This is a genomic window from Scopulibacillus daqui (assembly GCF_016908855.1).
Taxonomy (GTDB): domain Bacteria; phylum Bacillota; class Bacilli; order Bacillales; family Sporolactobacillaceae; genus Scopulibacillus_A; species Scopulibacillus_A daqui.
In genome coordinates, this window is record NZ_JAFBER010000002.1 from 56,338 (window position 1) to 71,694 (window position 15,357).

Genomic DNA, 15,357 nt, shown 5'->3' on the forward strand with positions numbered 1-15,357 from the left:
GGGGGAGCGTTCGTATGCGGCGTTTCAAACTTGCTCTTTTGTCATTGTGGTACAGAATACTGAACAAACTCGGTATCAAATCTGATGAAATATATTATATAGGAGGAAGCGAAGCGCTTCCTCCGCCGCTCTCAAAGGAAGAAGAAGCTGAGTTGTTAAAGAAACTTCCAGAAGGCGATGAGGAGGCCAGGTCTACCTTAATAGAACGTAATTTGCGTCTGGTTGTATATATTGCCAGGAAATTTGAAAATACTAAAATTAATATTGAAGACCTTATAAGTATAGGGACAATCGGTTTAATCAAGGCTGTTAATACATTTAATCCCGAAAAAAAAATTAAGCTGGCAACCTATGCGTCCAGATGCATTGAAAATGAAATTTTAATGTATCTGAGAAGAAATAATAAGACAAAGGCGGAAGTTTCTTTTGATGAACCATTAAATGTTGACTGGGACGGAAATGAACTGCTGTTGTCCGATGTTCTAGGGACTGATGAAGATATTATTACACGGGATATGGAAAGGAAAGTCGATCGTTCATTGCTGCAAAAAGCAATCCTCATGTTAAATGATCGTGAAAAGGAAATTATGGAATTGCGTTTTGGCTTATCAGGCGGTAAGGAAAAAACTCAAAAAGATGTCGCGGATCAGCTTGGCATTTCCCAATCCTATATCTCTCGGCTGGAAAAAAGAATTATTAAAAGGCTGCAAAAGGAATTTAATAAGATGGTTTAAACTGACGAGTTATCGGATATTAAAAAGCTTGGCTTATGCCGGGCTTTATTTTTGCGAATATATCGTCTAAATTTTGAAAGACGACTTCATGCCGCTAATTGATAAAAGGTTGGCGCTGGTCTGTTTTTTTATTCATTTGTTGGAAATTTTTTATAATAAAACCCGTCTTGATTAAGTGCATAAAATTCCCTCCTTAGGAGATACTTTACTTTGAACAATGCTCCGATTAGGAGGGAATCAAATGGCACGAAATAAAGTAGAAATATGCGGTGTTGACACAGCTACATTGCCAGTTCTAAAAAACGAAGAAATGAGAAAATTATTTGTAAGAATGCAAAATGGCGAACATGAAGCAAGGGAGAAACTTGTTAATGGCAATTTACGACTCGTATTGAGTGTCATTCAAAGGTTCAACAACAGAGGTGAGTACGTCGACGATTTGTTCCAAGTCGGATGTATAGGACTTATGAAATCTATTGATAATTTCGATTTAAGTCAAAACGTAAAGTTTTCAACCTATGCGGTTCCAATGATTATTGGTGAGATTCGCCGATATTTAAGAGACAATAACCCTATACGGGTGTCGCGTTCTCTTAGAGATATTGCTTACAAAGCACTCCAAGTGAAAGAGAAATTAATATCGAAAAATGCTAAGGAACCAACCGCTGCCGAAATTGCCGAGGAGCTGGATTTGCCAATTGAAGATGTTGTCTTTGCCTTAGATGCTATTCAAGACCCTGTTTCATTATTTGAACCCATTTATAATGACGGCGGCGATCCAATTTTTGTGATGGATCAAATCAGTGACGATAAAAACAAAGACATTAATTGGATTGAAGAAATAGCTTTAAAGGAAGCGATGACCAGGCTTGATGAACGTGAAAAAAACATATTATCGATGCGTTTTTTTCATGGCAAAACACAAATGGAGGTTGCTGATGAAATAGGTATATCGCAGGCTCAGGTTTCAAGGTTGGAAAAAGCCGCGATTAAAGAAATGAATAAAAACATCAAAAATTAAGAGGGTGTCCCAAAAGCTCTAAGCTTTTGAGGGACATCCCCTTTATTATTATCAAAGCTTTTTCGGCGCTTTTTTTATGACAAGGTTGAAAATTGTTCTTCTTCTGTTGAACCTTTAAGCGCCGTTGTGGAAGATTTTCCTCCGGAAATGGTTTGGGCGACCATATCAAAATAACCTGTCCCTACTTCTCTTTGGTGTTTTGTTGCGGTATAGCCATTCTTTTCACTGTCAAATTCGGCTTGCTGAAGATTAGCGTAGGCTGTCATGCCGCTTTCCTTATATTGCCGCGCCAATTCAAACATGCTGTGATTAAGGGCATGGAAGCCGGCCAAGGTAATAAACTGAAATTTATAGCCCATTTTGCCAAGTTCTTTTTGGAATTTAGAAATCGTTTCGTGATCTAATTTCTTTCTCCAGTTAAATGATGGGGAACAATTATAAGCCAACAGTTTGCCTGGGAATTTTTCATGTATGCTGTCTGCGAATTTCTTAGCTTCTTCAAGATTCGGTTCGGATGTTTCGCACCAAATTAAGTCTGCATATGGGGCATAAGCAAGGCCTCTGGAAATCGCTTGGTCCAGTCCCGCCTTTGATCGATAGAAACCTTCAATGGTACGTTCGCCGGTTAAAAATTTATGATCGTACGGGTCAATATCGCTTGTCACAAGTCCGGCAGCATTAGCATCCGTTCTTGCTATGATCACTGTCGGCACATTTAAAACATCAGCCGCAAGCCGCGCTGAAATAAGGTTTTTTACCGCTTGCTGCGTAGGAAGCAGAACTTTTCCGCCAAGATGACCGCATTTTTTCTCTGAAGACAGCTGATCTTCAAAATGTACACCGGAAGCACCTGCTTCTATCATTGCCTTCATCAATTCAAAAACATTTAAATGTCCGCCGAAGCCGGCCTCTGCATCGGCAACAATCGGAGCAAACCAGTCAGTTTGAGTTTTTCCTTCTGCATAGTCGATTTGATCAGCGCGCTGAAGGGCTTGATTTATTCTTTTAACAACATGAGGGACGCTGTTTGCCGGATAAAGGCTTTGATCTGGATACATTTGACCGGCTAGATTGGCATCAGCCGCAACTTGCCAGCCGCTGAGATATATAGCTTTAAGACCGGCTTTGACTTGCTGAACGGCTTGATTTCCGGTTAAAGCGCCTAGTGCTGGAACATAGTCTTCAGAGTGAAGAAGATGCCATAACTTTTCTGCACCCCTTTTAGCGAGTGTATGCTCAATATTAATGGACCCTTGAAGATTAACGACTTCTTCTGCAGTATAGGGGCGGGTGATTCCTTTCCACCTTTCAGAATTCCATCTTTCTTCCATTTTCGACATTCTTTCTTTTCGATCCATCATAGATTCCCCCAATTCCTTTTATCCTAACTTAATTGGTCATACCCAGGTATAGTTAAGAATTCAATAAATTCATCACTAAAGACCAATTTTGAGAATAACTCAGCGGCTTGATTATACTTGCCTTCGTGAAAAGCATCTTCACCAAGTCTATTTTTCAAATCAATCAGTTCAACAGCTATCATTTGTTCGACTAGGCTTTCTGTAATTTTTCGGCCATCATCCAAGAAGCCTTTTGGGTGACGGAGCCATTGCCATACTTGGGCACGGGATATTTCAGCTGTTGCTGCATCTTCCATTAAATGGTTTATAGGTACTGCTCCTTTTCCATTAAGCCAAGCCGCTATATACTGAATGGCAACATGAATGTTCGTTCGGAGACCTTTCTCAGTAATCGGGCCGGCTGGAACTTCCAGCAAATCGCTTGCCGTGATTGTTTTAAATGCCATTGGCTTATCTATTTGGTTAGCCTCAGGCATGTATTCATTAAAAACATCGAGGACGACTTGCACTAGGCCAGGGTGAGCCACCCAGCTGCCGTCATGCCCGTTCATGACTTCTCTTGTCTTATCCATTCTAACTTTATTGAGTGCATCCTCATTCGCCTCGGGGTTATTTTTTATTGGGATTTGCGCCGCCATCCCGCCGATCGCATGCGCCTTTCTTTTATGGCATATTTGCACAACATATTCGGTATACGCCTTCATGAACGGGACTGTCATTGTCACAAGTGATCGGTCAGGAAGAATGAATTCCTGATGATTTCGAAATTTTTTAAGGTAACTGAAGATATAATCCCAACGACCGCAGTTGAGACCTACAATGTGTTCCTTAAGTTCATAAAGGATTTCATCGGCTTCAAAGGCGGCTAAAATCGTTTCAATTAAGACAGTTGCCTTTATCGTGCCTTCTTCGATGCCCAATTCTTGTTCTGAAAAAGTGAATACTTGATTCCACAGCCGAGCTTCTTCGCGGCTTTCAATCTTAGGCAAATAGAAGTAAGGGCCGGAATGATTTTTTAGTAATTGTGCTGTGTTATGGAATAAATACAAACCAAAATCGAAAAGGCTGGCTGACATTTTTTCGTTATTAACCAAGAAATGCTTTTCATCAAGGTGCCAGCCTCTGGGCCGAACGATCAATGTCGCAATGTTTTCATTGAGTGTATATTGTTTGCCGTCCTGATTGGTGTAACTGAGGCTGCGGTTAACGGCATCTTTTAAATTCATTTGCGACTGAATAATATTTTCCCAAGTGGGTGAAGTTGCATCCTCAATATCAGCCATAAAAGTATAAGCCCCGGAATTAAGAGCATTAATCACCATTTTTCGGTCGCTTGCAGGTCCGGTAATTTCTACCCGTCTGTCTTTTAAATCATCCGGTATAGAGCCTGCTGTCCAGTTGCCCTGACGTATAGACTCGGTTTCCGGCAAAAAGTCAGGCATCTTGCCGTTATCGATTTCATGTTGGCGGACTTCCCTTTGTTTAAGGCAGCGCATTCGCTCATCATTAAATTTTTCATGCAATTTTTTTAAAAAGGCTATCGCCTCGGGTGTTAAAATCTGATTAATGTGATTTTGAAACTCGCTTGTAACTTCCGCTTCTTTATATTGAATTGTTGTCGTCAATTGTATAACCTCCCTTATTCAATGGTTCCGTTTCCGCTGCATGTAGGACAAATAACAATACCGTTATAGCATTGACATGACGAATTTCCTTGTTTTTTGCTCTTTTCACCTTTGCATTTTGTACATTCCAATTCGCCGTTACCATTGCATTTCGGGCAATTCATTCGAAATAGCCTCCTTAATTTTGGTATTAACTGTTGTAGTACAGAATTTGTAATTTCTGATACTATACTATAACAGTAGGCTTGATTTCGTCAATGATATTTTTAAATTTTTTAAAAATATTTTCAAAATCATTATCGGCTGATCAGAACGGAAAATTCAGATATGAAATATCTTCAAAAATGGATTAACGAACGATGTATTTTATTCATTTTTATGCTTAGGGACCATATATTTAAATTAGAAAGTGAGGCGGAGATAATGGCGAAAATATCTGATTTTCAAGCAAAAGAAGTTGTCAATGTCGAAAATGGCAAGAGGTTAGGCCACATTGGGGACTTGGATGTCAATTTAACGTCAGGCAAAATTGAAAGCTTGATTATTCCGGGGGCAGGAAAAATGATGGGTCTGCTTGGCCGCGATAATGATGTGACAATACCATGGCGCAATATCGTCCGCATTGGTGCAGATGTTATTTTAGTTCGATTTTATGAGTCATCCTCCGACGATTATGAGCAGAACAAAGATTCATAGATTTATGATAGATTATCACCAAATTAGCCATCACATATGGTAAAATGAAAGCAACTTTGTACGAATGTTATAAGGGAGTGTCACAACAATGACGTCAGAACCTTTTTCTGTAGAAACAAAAATGTCGCTGGAAATGAAGCCTGTCAAATTAGATAATCATCAAACGATTGTTGCGGGGATAACCACTCGAAGGGGCGGCGTCAGCAATAAACCATTTGAAAGCTTAAATATGGGCTTTCATGTACATGACGATCATCATGCAGTATTAGAAAATCGCAAAAGGCTGGCAGAAGATATAGGCATTTCACTTGAACACTGGGTGGCTGCGGAGCAAGTTCACGGCACGAACTTGGTCCGGGTCACTTCCCAGGATACCGGAAAAGGGGCTAAGGATATGGCTTCGGCGGTTAAAGATACTGACGGATTGTACACTGTTGAGGACAATGTTCTTTTAACAGCATGCTACGCCGATTGTGTACCGATCTACTTTTATTCTGAAAAGAAGCCCGCGGCAGGCCTTTTGCATGCAGGATGGAGAGGGACTGTCGGTCAGGGCGCAGGAAAAATGGTGAAAGCTTGGGAACGTGAGCTTGATATCATGCCAAGCGACATCCATGCTATTATTGGTCCGTCCATCGGACAATGCTGCTATGAAGTGGACGAACGTATTATCCAGCATATTAGAGACATTGAACATGTAAGCCTTGAGACGGTTGCTGAACAAGTTGACCATAATCATTATATGTTAAATCTAAAAGAGTTAAATAAACAAATATTGCTTTCCTCCGGGGTTCCTGAAAGCCATATCCAAGTCAGCTCTTATTGTACAAGCTGTCGTAATGATTTGTTTTTTTCATACCGTGCGGAGAATGGAAAAACCGGCAGGATACTTAGCTATATTGGTTTGATTAAGGGTGATAGGCATCGTGGCAGTATTAGATAATTTGGCAATCATAAAAGAAAATATTTCTGAAGCATGCAAAAGGTCAAACAGGCGATATGAAGACATAAACATCATCGCAGTCACGAAATATGTCAGTTGCGAGAGGGCGCAGGAAGCCGTCGATGCCGGCGTGCTTCATATAGGCGAAAATCGCAAAGAAGGTTTGCTGAATAAAAGACAAGCTCTTTCGGATGATAAAGTAATCTGGCATTTTATCGGGTCGCTGCAATCCCGGAAGGTTAAGGATGTGATTGACCATATTGACTTTCTGCACTCTCTTGACCGATTATCCTTGGCTGAGGAAATTAATAAGCGCGCCAAAAAAACAATCCGTTGTTTTGTGCAAGTTAATATTTCCGGCGAAGAATCGAAGCATGGACTGAAAGAATCCGAACTGGAAGATTTCATCTGCCGGTTAAAGGATTTTGAGTCTATTAAAGTCATAGGTTTAATGACAATGGCTCCCTTTACCGATAATGAGCAAGAGATTCGTCAAATTTTTCGCCGGCTAAAAGAGCGGCAAACCTATATACAGAGCAAAAACTGGGAACATGCGCCATGCACCGAATTATCTATGGGCATGTCCAATGATTATCAAATCGCTGTTGAAGAGGGCGCTACTTATATACGTATAGGAACGGCTCTGGTTGGAAAAGACGAGTAAAGGGGAATAAAGCATGGGAATTAAAACGACTTTTAAACGTTTTTTTGACCTCGATGATGAGTCTGAAGAAATTGTTGAAGAAGAATATGACCATAAGGAGAACAGAAACAGCAGAGACAGAGACTCGCAGCCGGTTGATTTGCCGCGGCTGCAAGCTGCAAGAAAACAAAATGTTGTTTCGCTTCAAAGCATTCATCAGCAAACAAAAGTTATATTGGTGGAGCCAAGAACATTTAACGATGTAGAGAATATTGCAGCACATATTAAAAACCGCAAAACGGTGGTTCTTAACATGCAGCGCATTCCGGAAGACGAAGCGCAGCGCACGCTTGATTTTTTGGCGGGAAGCATCTATGCGCTTGATGGACAAATGCAAAAGTTAGGGACAGATACATTTATGTGCGCGCCGGAACATGTTGATATATCCGGCATTGACACTGAAATGCTGAAAAAGAAGACATAGAGGTGAAGTAATGGTACTGCTTCAGATTGTAAGAATTCTTTCTGAGTTAATTTATATTTATTCATGGGTTTTGATTATATACATTTTAATGTCATGGTTCCCGGGAATGAGAGACTCATCTATAGGGCAGTTTTTGGCGAGGATTTCCGAGCCGTTCTTAGCGCCGTTTAGAAAAATTATCCCGCCGATTGGCGGCATGATTGATATTTCGCCATGGCTTGCATTTATTGTATTGCATCTGGCTTCAAGAGGGATCAACTCTCTGCCGATGCTATTCCCAAACCTGTTTCAATGAGGTTGTTTTATGTCTATTTATGAGCATTTTAGAGACGATGAGAAACCATTTATTGATGCCGTTTTCGGCTGGCAAGATTTTGTTATATCAAGATATGCGCCCAAATGCACCGATTTCTTAGACCCGCGCCAGCAGGAAATATTAAACTTAATCATCGGTCAGCATGGGGAAGTTCGCACTTATTTTTGCGGGGGGTTTGAAGCGGCAGAAAGAAAAAGGGCGCTGCTTGTTCCCGAATATTTTCATGTTCGGCAGGAAGACTTTGGATTAACCCTTTTTGAACTTCAATATCCGAAGAAATTTGCTAAAATAACACATAGAGAGATGCTGGGGGCTTTAACGGGATTGGGGCTTGTTCGCGACAAATTCGGTGATCTCTTATTCAAAGATGATCGCGTCCAATTTGTTGCTGCACAAGAAATTGCCGATTTTGTCTTAACTCATTTAACGCATGTCGGCAATGTTAAAGTTTCATGCAAAGAAATGCCGCTCTCAGATATTCTACATATTGAAAATCATTGGGAGGAAGCTGTAGGGACCGTATCTTCGTTAAGATTAGATGCGGTGCTCTCTGAAATCTATAACCTTTCACGAACAAAAATAGCCCAGTATATTCAGTCTGGCAAAGTAAAAGTCAATTGGAAGCCTGTTGAAAAAACAGCTTATGAATTGGCTCCCGGCGATAACTTATCCGTCCGCGGTTTGGGAAGAAGCCGTTTGTTTGCCGTCGAGGGAGTCACAAGAAAAGGCAAGCAGCGCATACGTTACGGCCGATTAATATCATGATGCGGCTTTTTAAGCTTCATCTGAAAAACGTCAATTGGCAGAAGGATTATTATCAATTAATGTCGAAATTTAACACTACTCACGAAAATGACATGGAGGTGGCACGATTGCCATTAACACCTTTAGATATCCATAACAAGGAGTTTACACGAAGCTTTCGCGGTTATGATGAAGATGAAGTTAATGATTTCCTTGAGCAAGTGATCAAAGATTACGAGACAATAGCTCGCGAGAAAAAAGAAATGGAAGAAAAAATTAAGCAATTAGAAGAAAAACTTAGTCATTTTTCCAATATTGAACAAACTTTAAATCAGTCGATTTTAGTCGCTCAAGAAACTGCGGAAGATGTCAGACAGAATGCTGAAAAAGAAGCGAAGCTCATTGTAAAAGAAGCAGAGAAAAATGCGGATCGCATCATCAATGAAGCGTTGGCAAAGTCAAGAAAGCTGACTTTGGATATTGATGAACTGAAGAAAGAAGCGAATGTTTATAGGACAAGATTCCGCATGCTTATTGAAGCGCAGCTGGAATTGCTTAAGAATGATGAATGGGATAAAATGTTTGAACCTCTTGAAAAAGAGGAAGAAGAGATGCTTCAAAAATAACTGCAGATCTTGACGAACACCTGTATTATTGAATATACTAACCACATACTTAAAATAAGATAAGGCACTTACGATGACGAGGACAGTACCGGTTAAACCAATACTAAGCGAGTCAGGGATTGGTGTAAGCCTGAATATTGGTTTTGCCTGGGAACATCACCTCGGAGTTCCATTCTGAAAGCTTATGAAGAGTCATTAAGAATTGGCGTGTATTCACGTTACGAATATAAAGGCGGCAAAAGGCTTCTTATCCCTTTTGTCTACTAGGGTGGTACCGCGGGTCTCCTCGTCCCTTTTTGGGGCGGGGAGACTTTTTTTATACCAGTATGATTTTCGTAACGTCATTAACAATATATATGACAGGAGGACAAAGCGCATGAATTATAAAGACACATTGCTCATGCCGAAAACGGATTTCCCGATGCGCGGAAATTTGCCAAATAAAGAACCGCAAATGCAAGAAGAGTGGGAAGCCAATCATGTCTATGAAAAAGTTTTAGAAAAAAATCAGGACAAACCGCTGTTTGTTTTGCACGACGGACCGCCGTACGCTAACGGTGACATCCATATCGGCCATGCGGAGAATAAAATTTTAAAAGATATCATTATGCGGTTTAAATCCATGAGCGGCTTTAACGCCCCTTATGTTCCCGGCTGGGATACTCATGGACTGCCCATTGAACATGCGCTGACAAAAAAGGGTGTTGACCGAAAAAAAATGAGCGTTGCTGAGTTCCGCAAGCTTTGTGCGGGATATGCATTAGAACAAATTGAGCGCCAAAAGAAACAGTTTAAGCGGCTGGGTGTGCGCGGTGATTGGAATAACCCTTATATCACATTGAAAAAAGAATACGAAGCTGAACAAATCAAAGTTTTCGGTATTATGGCTAAGAAAGGATATATTTATAAAGATAAGAAGACCGTTTATTGGTCGCCGTCTTCTGAATCTGCGCTTGCGGAAGCGGAAATTGAATATCAAGATAAGCGTTCCCCGTCAATTTATGTCGCTTTTAAAGTAAAAGACGGAAAGGGCGTTTTAGCCGGAGACGAAGAATTTCTTATTTGGACAACGACGCCATGGACGATTCCGGCCAATTTAGGTATTGCGGTTAATCCTGATTTTGAATACAGTGTCGTTAAAGTAAATGATCGCAAATTCATTGTTGCTTCAGAGCTTGTTGAATCGCTGAAATCAACATTAGAATGGGAAAATAATGAAACCGTACAAACCATCAAAGGCCGGGAATTAGAAAATCTTGTTGCCCGCCATCCTTTCTATGACCGCGATTCACTCGTTATGCTTGGCGATCATGTAACGCTTGATGCCGGTACAGGTTGTGTTCATACCGCGCCTGGACATGGTGAAGACGACTACTTTATCGGCAAAAAATACGGATTAGATATTCTTTGTCCAGTTGATGAAAAAGGCGTTTTCACTGCTGAAGCGCCTGGTTTTGAAGGTCTGTTTTATGATAAAGCCAATAAGCCGGTAACAGAAAAGCTTAAAGAAGCCGGAGCGTTAATTAAGCTGGATTTCTTGACGCACTCTTACCCTCATGACTGGCGAACTAAAAAGCCGATCATTTTTAGGGCAACAGAACAATGGTTTGCTTCTATTAAAGATTTTCGCAAGGAATTGCTTGAAGCGGTCAAAGATGTAAAATGGATCCCTGAATGGGGAGAAACAAGGCTTTATAACATGGTTCGCGACCGTGAAGACTGGTGTATCTCAAGGCAGCGTGCTTGGGGTGTGCCGATACCGGTATTTTATGGCGAAGATGGGGAAGCTATTATTACTGATGAAACGATTCAACACGTTTCCGGCTTGTTCCGTGAACACGGTTCAAATATTTGGTTTGAATGGGATGCAAAGGATTTATTGCCGGAAGGATTCACGTCCAGCCATAGTCCGAACGGCCGCTTTAGAAAAGAGTTAGACATTATGGATGTTTGGTTTGATTCTGGCTCCTCGCATCAAGCTGTTCTAGAAACAAGGGAAAATCTGCGCCGCCCTGCTGATTTATACCTTGAAGGATCTGACCAATATCGAGGCTGGTTCAACTCATCTTTATCAACAGCTGTTGCTGTAACAGGAAAAGCGCCGTATAAAGCAGTGTTAAGTCACGGATTTGCGCTTGACGGTGAAGGACGGAAGATGAGTAAATCAATCGGCAATGTGATCGACCCGGTAAAAGTGATGAAGCAGCTCGGTGCTGATATTATCCGTTTATGGGTTGCTTCTGTTGATTATCAGGCTGATGTCCGTGTCTCTAATGATATTTTGAAACAAGTATCAGAAGTTTACCGCAAAATTAGAAATACTTTGCGGTTTATGCTCGGTAATTTGAATGATTTTAAACCGGAAGCTGCCGTTAATGTTCAGGATATGCCGGAATGTGATCGTTACATGATGATCAAATTAAATCATTTAATCAATAAAGTCTTAAAGGCATATAACGAATACCAGTTCTTAACGGTTTATAATGCTATTCACAATTACTGTACTGTAGACTTAAGCGCCTTTTACATGGATATCGCAAAGGATGTGCTTTATACCGAGCCGGCAAACAGCTTAAAGCGCAGATCTATTCAGACGGTGCTTTATAAAACGGTTGTGGCGCTTACCAAAATGCTGTCGCCGATTATTCCTCACACTGCTGAAGAGGTATGGCGCTACATCCCGGGCGTTACTGAAGATTATGTTCAAATGACTGATATGCCGGGGACTGAGCGCGTAGATAATGAAGAAGAAATCGTTGAAAAATGGGATAAACTCATGGATGTCAGAGACGATGTCCTTAAAGCGCTTGAAGTTGCAAGAAATGCAAAAGTGATCGGTAAATCTCTGGAAGCGGCTGTATTATTATATCCATCCGAAGAGAACTTAAGCTTGCTTCGCGGCCAAGAAGATTTAGATAAATTATTTATTGTGTCGCAAGTTGATATTAAGGGCTCAATCGATGGAGCGCCGGAAGAAGCCGAAAAATATGATGAAGCGGCTATCGTTATTAAAGAAGCAGAAGGCGAAAAATGTGAACGCTGCTGGGTAGTATCAACGACAGTAGGAGAAGACAAAGATTACACTGAATTGTGTGATTCTTGTGCTGAAACAGTAAAAAAATACTATGCTTAAAAAAGCGCCAGGCAAAAGCCTGGCGCTTTTAACGTTAAATGCCAAAAGTTATGCCGTCTAAGCTTATGGATTGTGAACCAAACTAAAAATGTGTCCGCAACAATGGGGGTGAAAAAATGCGCTTATACGAGGACATTAAAAAACAGCTTATCCAAAGAAAACAGGAGCTTGAAAAACAGTTAAATATAAATAATGAATTTGGTTTAGAAGAACCTTTTGCATCAAGTGAAGCATCTGGAGAACTTTCCCAATATGATAACCATCCTGCTGACTCGGGCTCTGCCCTCTACGAACGTGAAAAAGACTTAACGCTCAGGAACTTTGCAAGAGAGGAATTAGAAGATATTAATGCTGCACTGGAACGCATGGAAAAAGGGACATACGGAATTGATGAGAAAACAGGGGAAGCCATCCCTTATGCGCGGCTGGAAGCTTTGCCAACCGCAAGAACAAATGTATTAACATCGCCTAACCAGGATAAGGCACATGGCAGGCCGATAGAAGAAGAAGTCATTGCACAAATGGAAGAGGAATGGGCGACGAACAGCGATGAAACTGAATATAATGAACAAAATGCTTACGATATCGTTTCTTCATTTAATGAATCGAGCATGACATACGACGATTCGTCTAACTTGGACAACGAAGACGGCATGGGTTACGTTGAGCTTGTAGAAGCTATTGGCGCGACAGGCATTGATGGGTACCAGGGAGATGATCAAGTTCAATTTCTCCGTAACATTCAATATGACAAATGGATGAACCAAGAAAGTGCCGCTGAAGAAGACGAGGAATAAATGCAAATGAGATCACGGCCGAAAGCGGGCTGTGATCTCATCTCTTCAGTTTTCTTTATGATTGTCATTATGCTAAAATGCAAAGGTATAGATCATGTAAACGGAGGAGAAACGGTTGATTTATTATGGACTTGCTGTCATTGTTTTAATGATTGATCAGCTTTCAAAGTGGCTGATTGTCAAAAATATGTATATTGGTGAAAGCTTTCAAATCATTCCAAAGTTTTTATATTTAACATCTGTCAGAAACACAGGTGCTGCATGGAGCATTTTACAAGGAAAAATGGCTTTTTTCTTTATCGTGACAATTATAGTGCTCATTGTTGTTGTATATTATATGCAAAAGATCGGCAGGGTTCGGCCATTATTAGGCATAGCTTTGGCGCTTATAATCGGCGGAACATTAGGCAATTTTATAGACCGTTTATTCAGGGGAGAAGTCGTTGATTTTATTCATGTTTATATTTTTACATACAGCTTTCCTACTTTTAATGTTGCTGATTCGATGCTTGTCATTGGCGTTATTTTGGTGTTTATTTATATGTTTTTAGAAGAAAAAAAGGAGAAGCGGCATGGAAAAAAGTGAAATCATCATAACAAATGATCAACATGTGCGCATTGATAAATGGGTGCATGAGCAATTTCCAGACCTTTCGAGAACCCGAATTCAAGAAATGATCAAAGACGGATTAATTACGGTTAATGATCAAGCTGTTAAGCCAAATTATAAAATAAACGGCGGCGACCGCATTAAGGTTGAAATAAATGAACCGGAACCTTTAAGTGTAGAACCGGAAAATATTCCGCTGGATATTGTGTATGAAGATCAAGATTTGCTAGTCGTTAATAAACCGCGGGGAATGGTCGTTCATCCTGCACCGGGACATTATGCCGGAACTTTAGTTAACGGTCTGCTCTATCATTGCCGAGATTTATCAGGTATTAACGGGGTGCTGCGTCCCGGCATTGTCCACAGAATTGATAAAGATACTTCAGGTTTGCTTGTTGTTGCAAAAAATGATCAAGCTCATCGGTCTCTTGCAGAACAATTAAAGGAAAAAACAACCCACCGTATTTATAAAGCCATCGTTCATGGCGTCTTGTCTCATCAAGAAGGGACAATTGATGCTCCAATCGGCCGCGATGAGAAAGACCGAAAAAAAATGGCCGTAACAAGGAAAAACAGCAAAGAGGCGGTGACTCACTTTTTTGTAGAGGAGCGTTTTCGTCAATATACATTTGTAAAATGCGAGCTGGAGACGGGAAGAACACATCAAATTCGCGTTCATATGGCCTATATCGGACATCCGGTTGCCGGCGATCCGAAGTATGGCCCGAAAAAGACCCTATCCATTAATGGACAAGCTCTTCACGCCGCGGAGTTAGGCTTTATTCATCCATCGACAGGTGAAAGGATGATATTTAAAGCGCCGATACCGGCGGATATGGAAAATGAACTAAAAAAATGCCGAGAAATGTATTGACAAGTTCACGATTCTTTGAATATAATTGACGAGGAAGAAAGAAATTATAATATAACCTTTAAATGCAGTCCAGAGAGGCTGAGAAGGGATATCGAATGTGACTAACAGCGGACGTATACCCTCTTGCCTCTCGGTAAGAGGGTTTTTAATTTTCAAATACGAAAGCGGGCGAACCAAATGAGCGGAAAAGTTATTATGGACGAAAAAGCAATTGACAGGGCTCTAACACGGTTATCGCATGAGATTATCGAACGGAATAAGGGTGTTGACCGAGTCGTGCTCGCTGGCGTTAAAACCAGAGGGATCTATTTGGCCAAAAGAATCGCCGAAAAGATCCAAAAGATTGAAGGCGAAACGGTACAATTAGGTGAAATTGATATCACTCTTTACCGTGATGATCTGACTGAAAAAACAAAAGCAAAGGAGCCCGAGCTTAAAGGAACGGATATCCCTGTTACGGTTGAAAACCAAACAGTCATTATTGTTGATGATGTCCTTTATACGGGCAGAACAGCCCGGGCGGCGATGGATGCGATTATGGATTTGGGCCGGCCGTCACGTATACAACTTGCTGTTCTTATCGACCGGGGACATCGCGAGCTGCCGATCCGTCCGGATTTTATCGGGAAAAATGTTCCAACGTCAACAAACGAAGTCATTTCTGTAAAGCTGAAAGAAGTCGACGAGAGCGACGCTGTCAGCATCGAATAATATATTGCCCTTTTAACAGGCAGTCCAGAGAGGCTGATA

Annotated in this window: 17 protein-coding genes and 1 other annotated feature; of the genes, 14 read left to right on the top strand and 3 right to left on the bottom strand. The window is 40.9% G+C overall.

The window, feature by feature from the left end:
* Positions 1–14 precede the first annotated feature (14 nt).
* Together sigE and sigG are read left to right on the top strand one after the other, a co-directional pair.
* Entirely contained in the window at positions 15–734 is a 720-nt protein-coding gene (gene sigE, locus JOD45_RS02285) for an RNA polymerase sporulation sigma factor SigE (protein WP_205002250.1), read from the top strand.
* A gap of 241 nt (positions 735–975) precedes the next feature.
* Entirely contained in the window at positions 976–1,755 is a 780-nt protein-coding gene (gene sigG, locus JOD45_RS02290) for an RNA polymerase sporulation sigma factor SigG (RefSeq protein ID WP_205002251.1), read from the top strand.
* Positions 1,756–1,829: 74 nt separating this feature from the next.
* Here the strand turns inward: sigG and aceA are convergent, their stop codons facing one another.
* Genes aceA through JOD45_RS02305 form a run of 3 tightly spaced genes read right to left on the bottom strand, consistent with a single transcriptional unit; the run spans position 1,830 to position 4,905 of the window.
* Positions 1,830–3,113: an isocitrate lyase gene (aceA, locus tag JOD45_RS02295; protein WP_380898511.1), complete on the bottom strand. Its 1,284-nt coding sequence runs from the start codon at positions 3,111–3,113 to the stop codon at positions 1,830–1,832.
* 26 nt (positions 3,114–3,139) lie between these two features.
* Complete coding sequence (gene aceB / locus JOD45_RS02300; protein WP_380898562.1) at positions 3,140–4,747, bottom strand: malate synthase A; 1,608 nt, start codon at positions 4,745–4,747, stop codon at positions 3,140–3,142.
* Positions 4,748–4,755: 8 nt separating this feature from the next.
* Positions 4,756–4,905, bottom strand: coding sequence for a hypothetical protein (locus JOD45_RS02305; protein ID WP_205002253.1), 150 nt, complete (start codon positions 4,903–4,905; stop codon positions 4,756–4,758).
* A gap of 259 nt (positions 4,906–5,164) precedes the next feature.
* Between JOD45_RS02305 and JOD45_RS02310 the strand changes: the two genes are divergently transcribed.
* From JOD45_RS02310 to pyrR, 12 genes are all read left to right on the top strand, one after another.
* Positions 5,165–5,437: a YlmC/YmxH family sporulation protein gene (locus JOD45_RS02310; protein WP_205002451.1), complete on the top strand. Its 273-nt coding sequence runs from the start codon at positions 5,165–5,167 to the stop codon at positions 5,435–5,437.
* Positions 5,438–5,525: 88 nt separating this feature from the next.
* Complete coding sequence (gene pgeF, locus JOD45_RS02315) at positions 5,526–6,380, top strand: peptidoglycan editing factor PgeF (protein WP_205002254.1); 855 nt, start codon at positions 5,526–5,528, stop codon at positions 6,378–6,380.
* Positions 6,364–7,044, top strand: coding sequence for a YggS family pyridoxal phosphate-dependent enzyme (locus JOD45_RS02320; protein WP_205002255.1), 681 nt, complete (start codon positions 6,364–6,366; stop codon positions 7,042–7,044). Before pgeF ends, JOD45_RS02320 begins: the two co-directional genes overlap by 17 nt.
* Positions 7,045–7,057: 13 nt before the next feature.
* Positions 7,058–7,507, top strand: a complete 450-nt coding sequence (locus JOD45_RS02325) for a cell division protein SepF (RefSeq protein WP_205002256.1) — start codon at positions 7,058–7,060, stop codon at positions 7,505–7,507.
* Between the two features lie 10 nt (positions 7,508–7,517).
* A complete protein-coding gene (locus JOD45_RS02330) occupies positions 7,518–7,802 on the top strand; it encodes a YggT family protein (RefSeq protein ID WP_205002257.1) in 285 nt (94 codons plus the stop codon).
* Positions 7,803–7,811: 9 nt separating this feature from the next.
* A complete protein-coding gene (locus JOD45_RS02335) occupies positions 7,812–8,588 on the top strand; it encodes a YlmH family RNA-binding protein (RefSeq protein ID WP_205002258.1) in 777 nt (258 codons plus the stop codon).
* A gap of 107 nt (positions 8,589–8,695) precedes the next feature.
* Positions 8,696–9,193: a DivIVA domain-containing protein gene (locus JOD45_RS02340; RefSeq protein ID WP_205002452.1), complete on the top strand. Its 498-nt coding sequence runs from the start codon at positions 8,696–8,698 to the stop codon at positions 9,191–9,193.
* Positions 9,194–9,257: 64 nt separating this feature from the next.
* Positions 9,258–9,490 (top strand) — a binding site (T-box leader).
* Positions 9,491–9,569: 79 nt separating this feature from the next.
* A complete protein-coding gene (ileS, locus tag JOD45_RS02345; RefSeq protein ID WP_205002259.1) occupies positions 9,570–12,326 on the top strand; it encodes an isoleucine--tRNA ligase in 2,757 nt (918 codons plus the stop codon).
* Positions 12,327–12,442: 116 nt separating this feature from the next.
* Positions 12,443–13,123 (top strand): TraR/DksA C4-type zinc finger protein, encoded by a 681-nt coding sequence (locus JOD45_RS02350; RefSeq protein ID WP_205002260.1) that lies wholly within the window; start codon positions 12,443–12,445, stop codon positions 13,121–13,123.
* Between the two features lie 115 nt (positions 13,124–13,238).
* Positions 13,239–13,709 carry a signal peptidase II gene (gene lspA / locus JOD45_RS02355; RefSeq protein ID WP_205002261.1) on the top strand — a complete coding sequence of 157 codons (471 nt, stop codon included), beginning with the start codon at positions 13,239–13,241 and terminating at the stop codon, positions 13,707–13,709.
* On the top strand, positions 13,696–14,607 hold the full coding sequence (locus tag JOD45_RS02360; protein WP_205002262.1) for an RluA family pseudouridine synthase: 912 nt from the start codon (positions 13,696–13,698) through the stop codon (positions 14,605–14,607). Before lspA ends, JOD45_RS02360 begins: the two co-directional genes overlap by 14 nt.
* A 177-nt stretch (positions 14,608–14,784) precedes the next feature.
* Positions 14,785–15,318 carry a bifunctional pyr operon transcriptional regulator/uracil phosphoribosyltransferase PyrR gene (pyrR, locus tag JOD45_RS02365; protein WP_205002263.1) on the top strand — a complete coding sequence of 178 codons (534 nt, stop codon included), beginning with the start codon at positions 14,785–14,787 and terminating at the stop codon, positions 15,316–15,318.
* Positions 15,319–15,357: the final 39 nt, after the last annotated feature.

Coding starts and splice junctions, on each gene's coding strand:
- JOD45_RS02335 (WP_205002258.1), top strand. CDS start 7,812: ATGTCTATTTATGAGCATTTTAGAGACGATGAGAAACCATTTATTGAT.
- sigE (WP_205002250.1), top strand. CDS start 15: ATGCGGCGTTTCAAACTTGCTCTTTTGTCATTGTGGTACAGAATACTG.
- pyrR (WP_205002263.1), top strand. CDS start 14,785: ATGAGCGGAAAAGTTATTATGGACGAAAAAGCAATTGACAGGGCTCTA.
- ileS (WP_205002259.1), top strand. CDS start 9,570: ATGAATTATAAAGACACATTGCTCATGCCGAAAACGGATTTCCCGATG.
- JOD45_RS02310 (WP_205002451.1), top strand. CDS start 5,165: ATGGCGAAAATATCTGATTTTCAAGCAAAAGAAGTTGTCAATGTCGAA.
- JOD45_RS02360 (WP_205002262.1), top strand. CDS start 13,696: ATGGAAAAAAGTGAAATCATCATAACAAATGATCAACATGTGCGCATT.
- JOD45_RS02305 (WP_205002253.1), bottom strand. CDS start 4,905: ATGAATTGCCCGAAATGCAATGGTAACGGCGAATTGGAATGTACAAAA.
- pgeF (WP_205002254.1), top strand. CDS start 5,526: ATGACGTCAGAACCTTTTTCTGTAGAAACAAAAATGTCGCTGGAAATG.
- aceA (WP_380898511.1), bottom strand. CDS start 3,113: ATGGATCGAAAAGAAAGAATGTCGAAAATGGAAGAAAGATGGAATTCT.
- JOD45_RS02330 (WP_205002257.1), top strand. CDS start 7,518: ATGGTACTGCTTCAGATTGTAAGAATTCTTTCTGAGTTAATTTATATT.
- JOD45_RS02350 (WP_205002260.1), top strand. CDS start 12,443: ATGCGCTTATACGAGGACATTAAAAAACAGCTTATCCAAAGAAAACAG.
- JOD45_RS02325 (WP_205002256.1), top strand. CDS start 7,058: ATGGGAATTAAAACGACTTTTAAACGTTTTTTTGACCTCGATGATGAG.
- sigG (WP_205002251.1), top strand. CDS start 976: ATGGCACGAAATAAAGTAGAAATATGCGGTGTTGACACAGCTACATTG.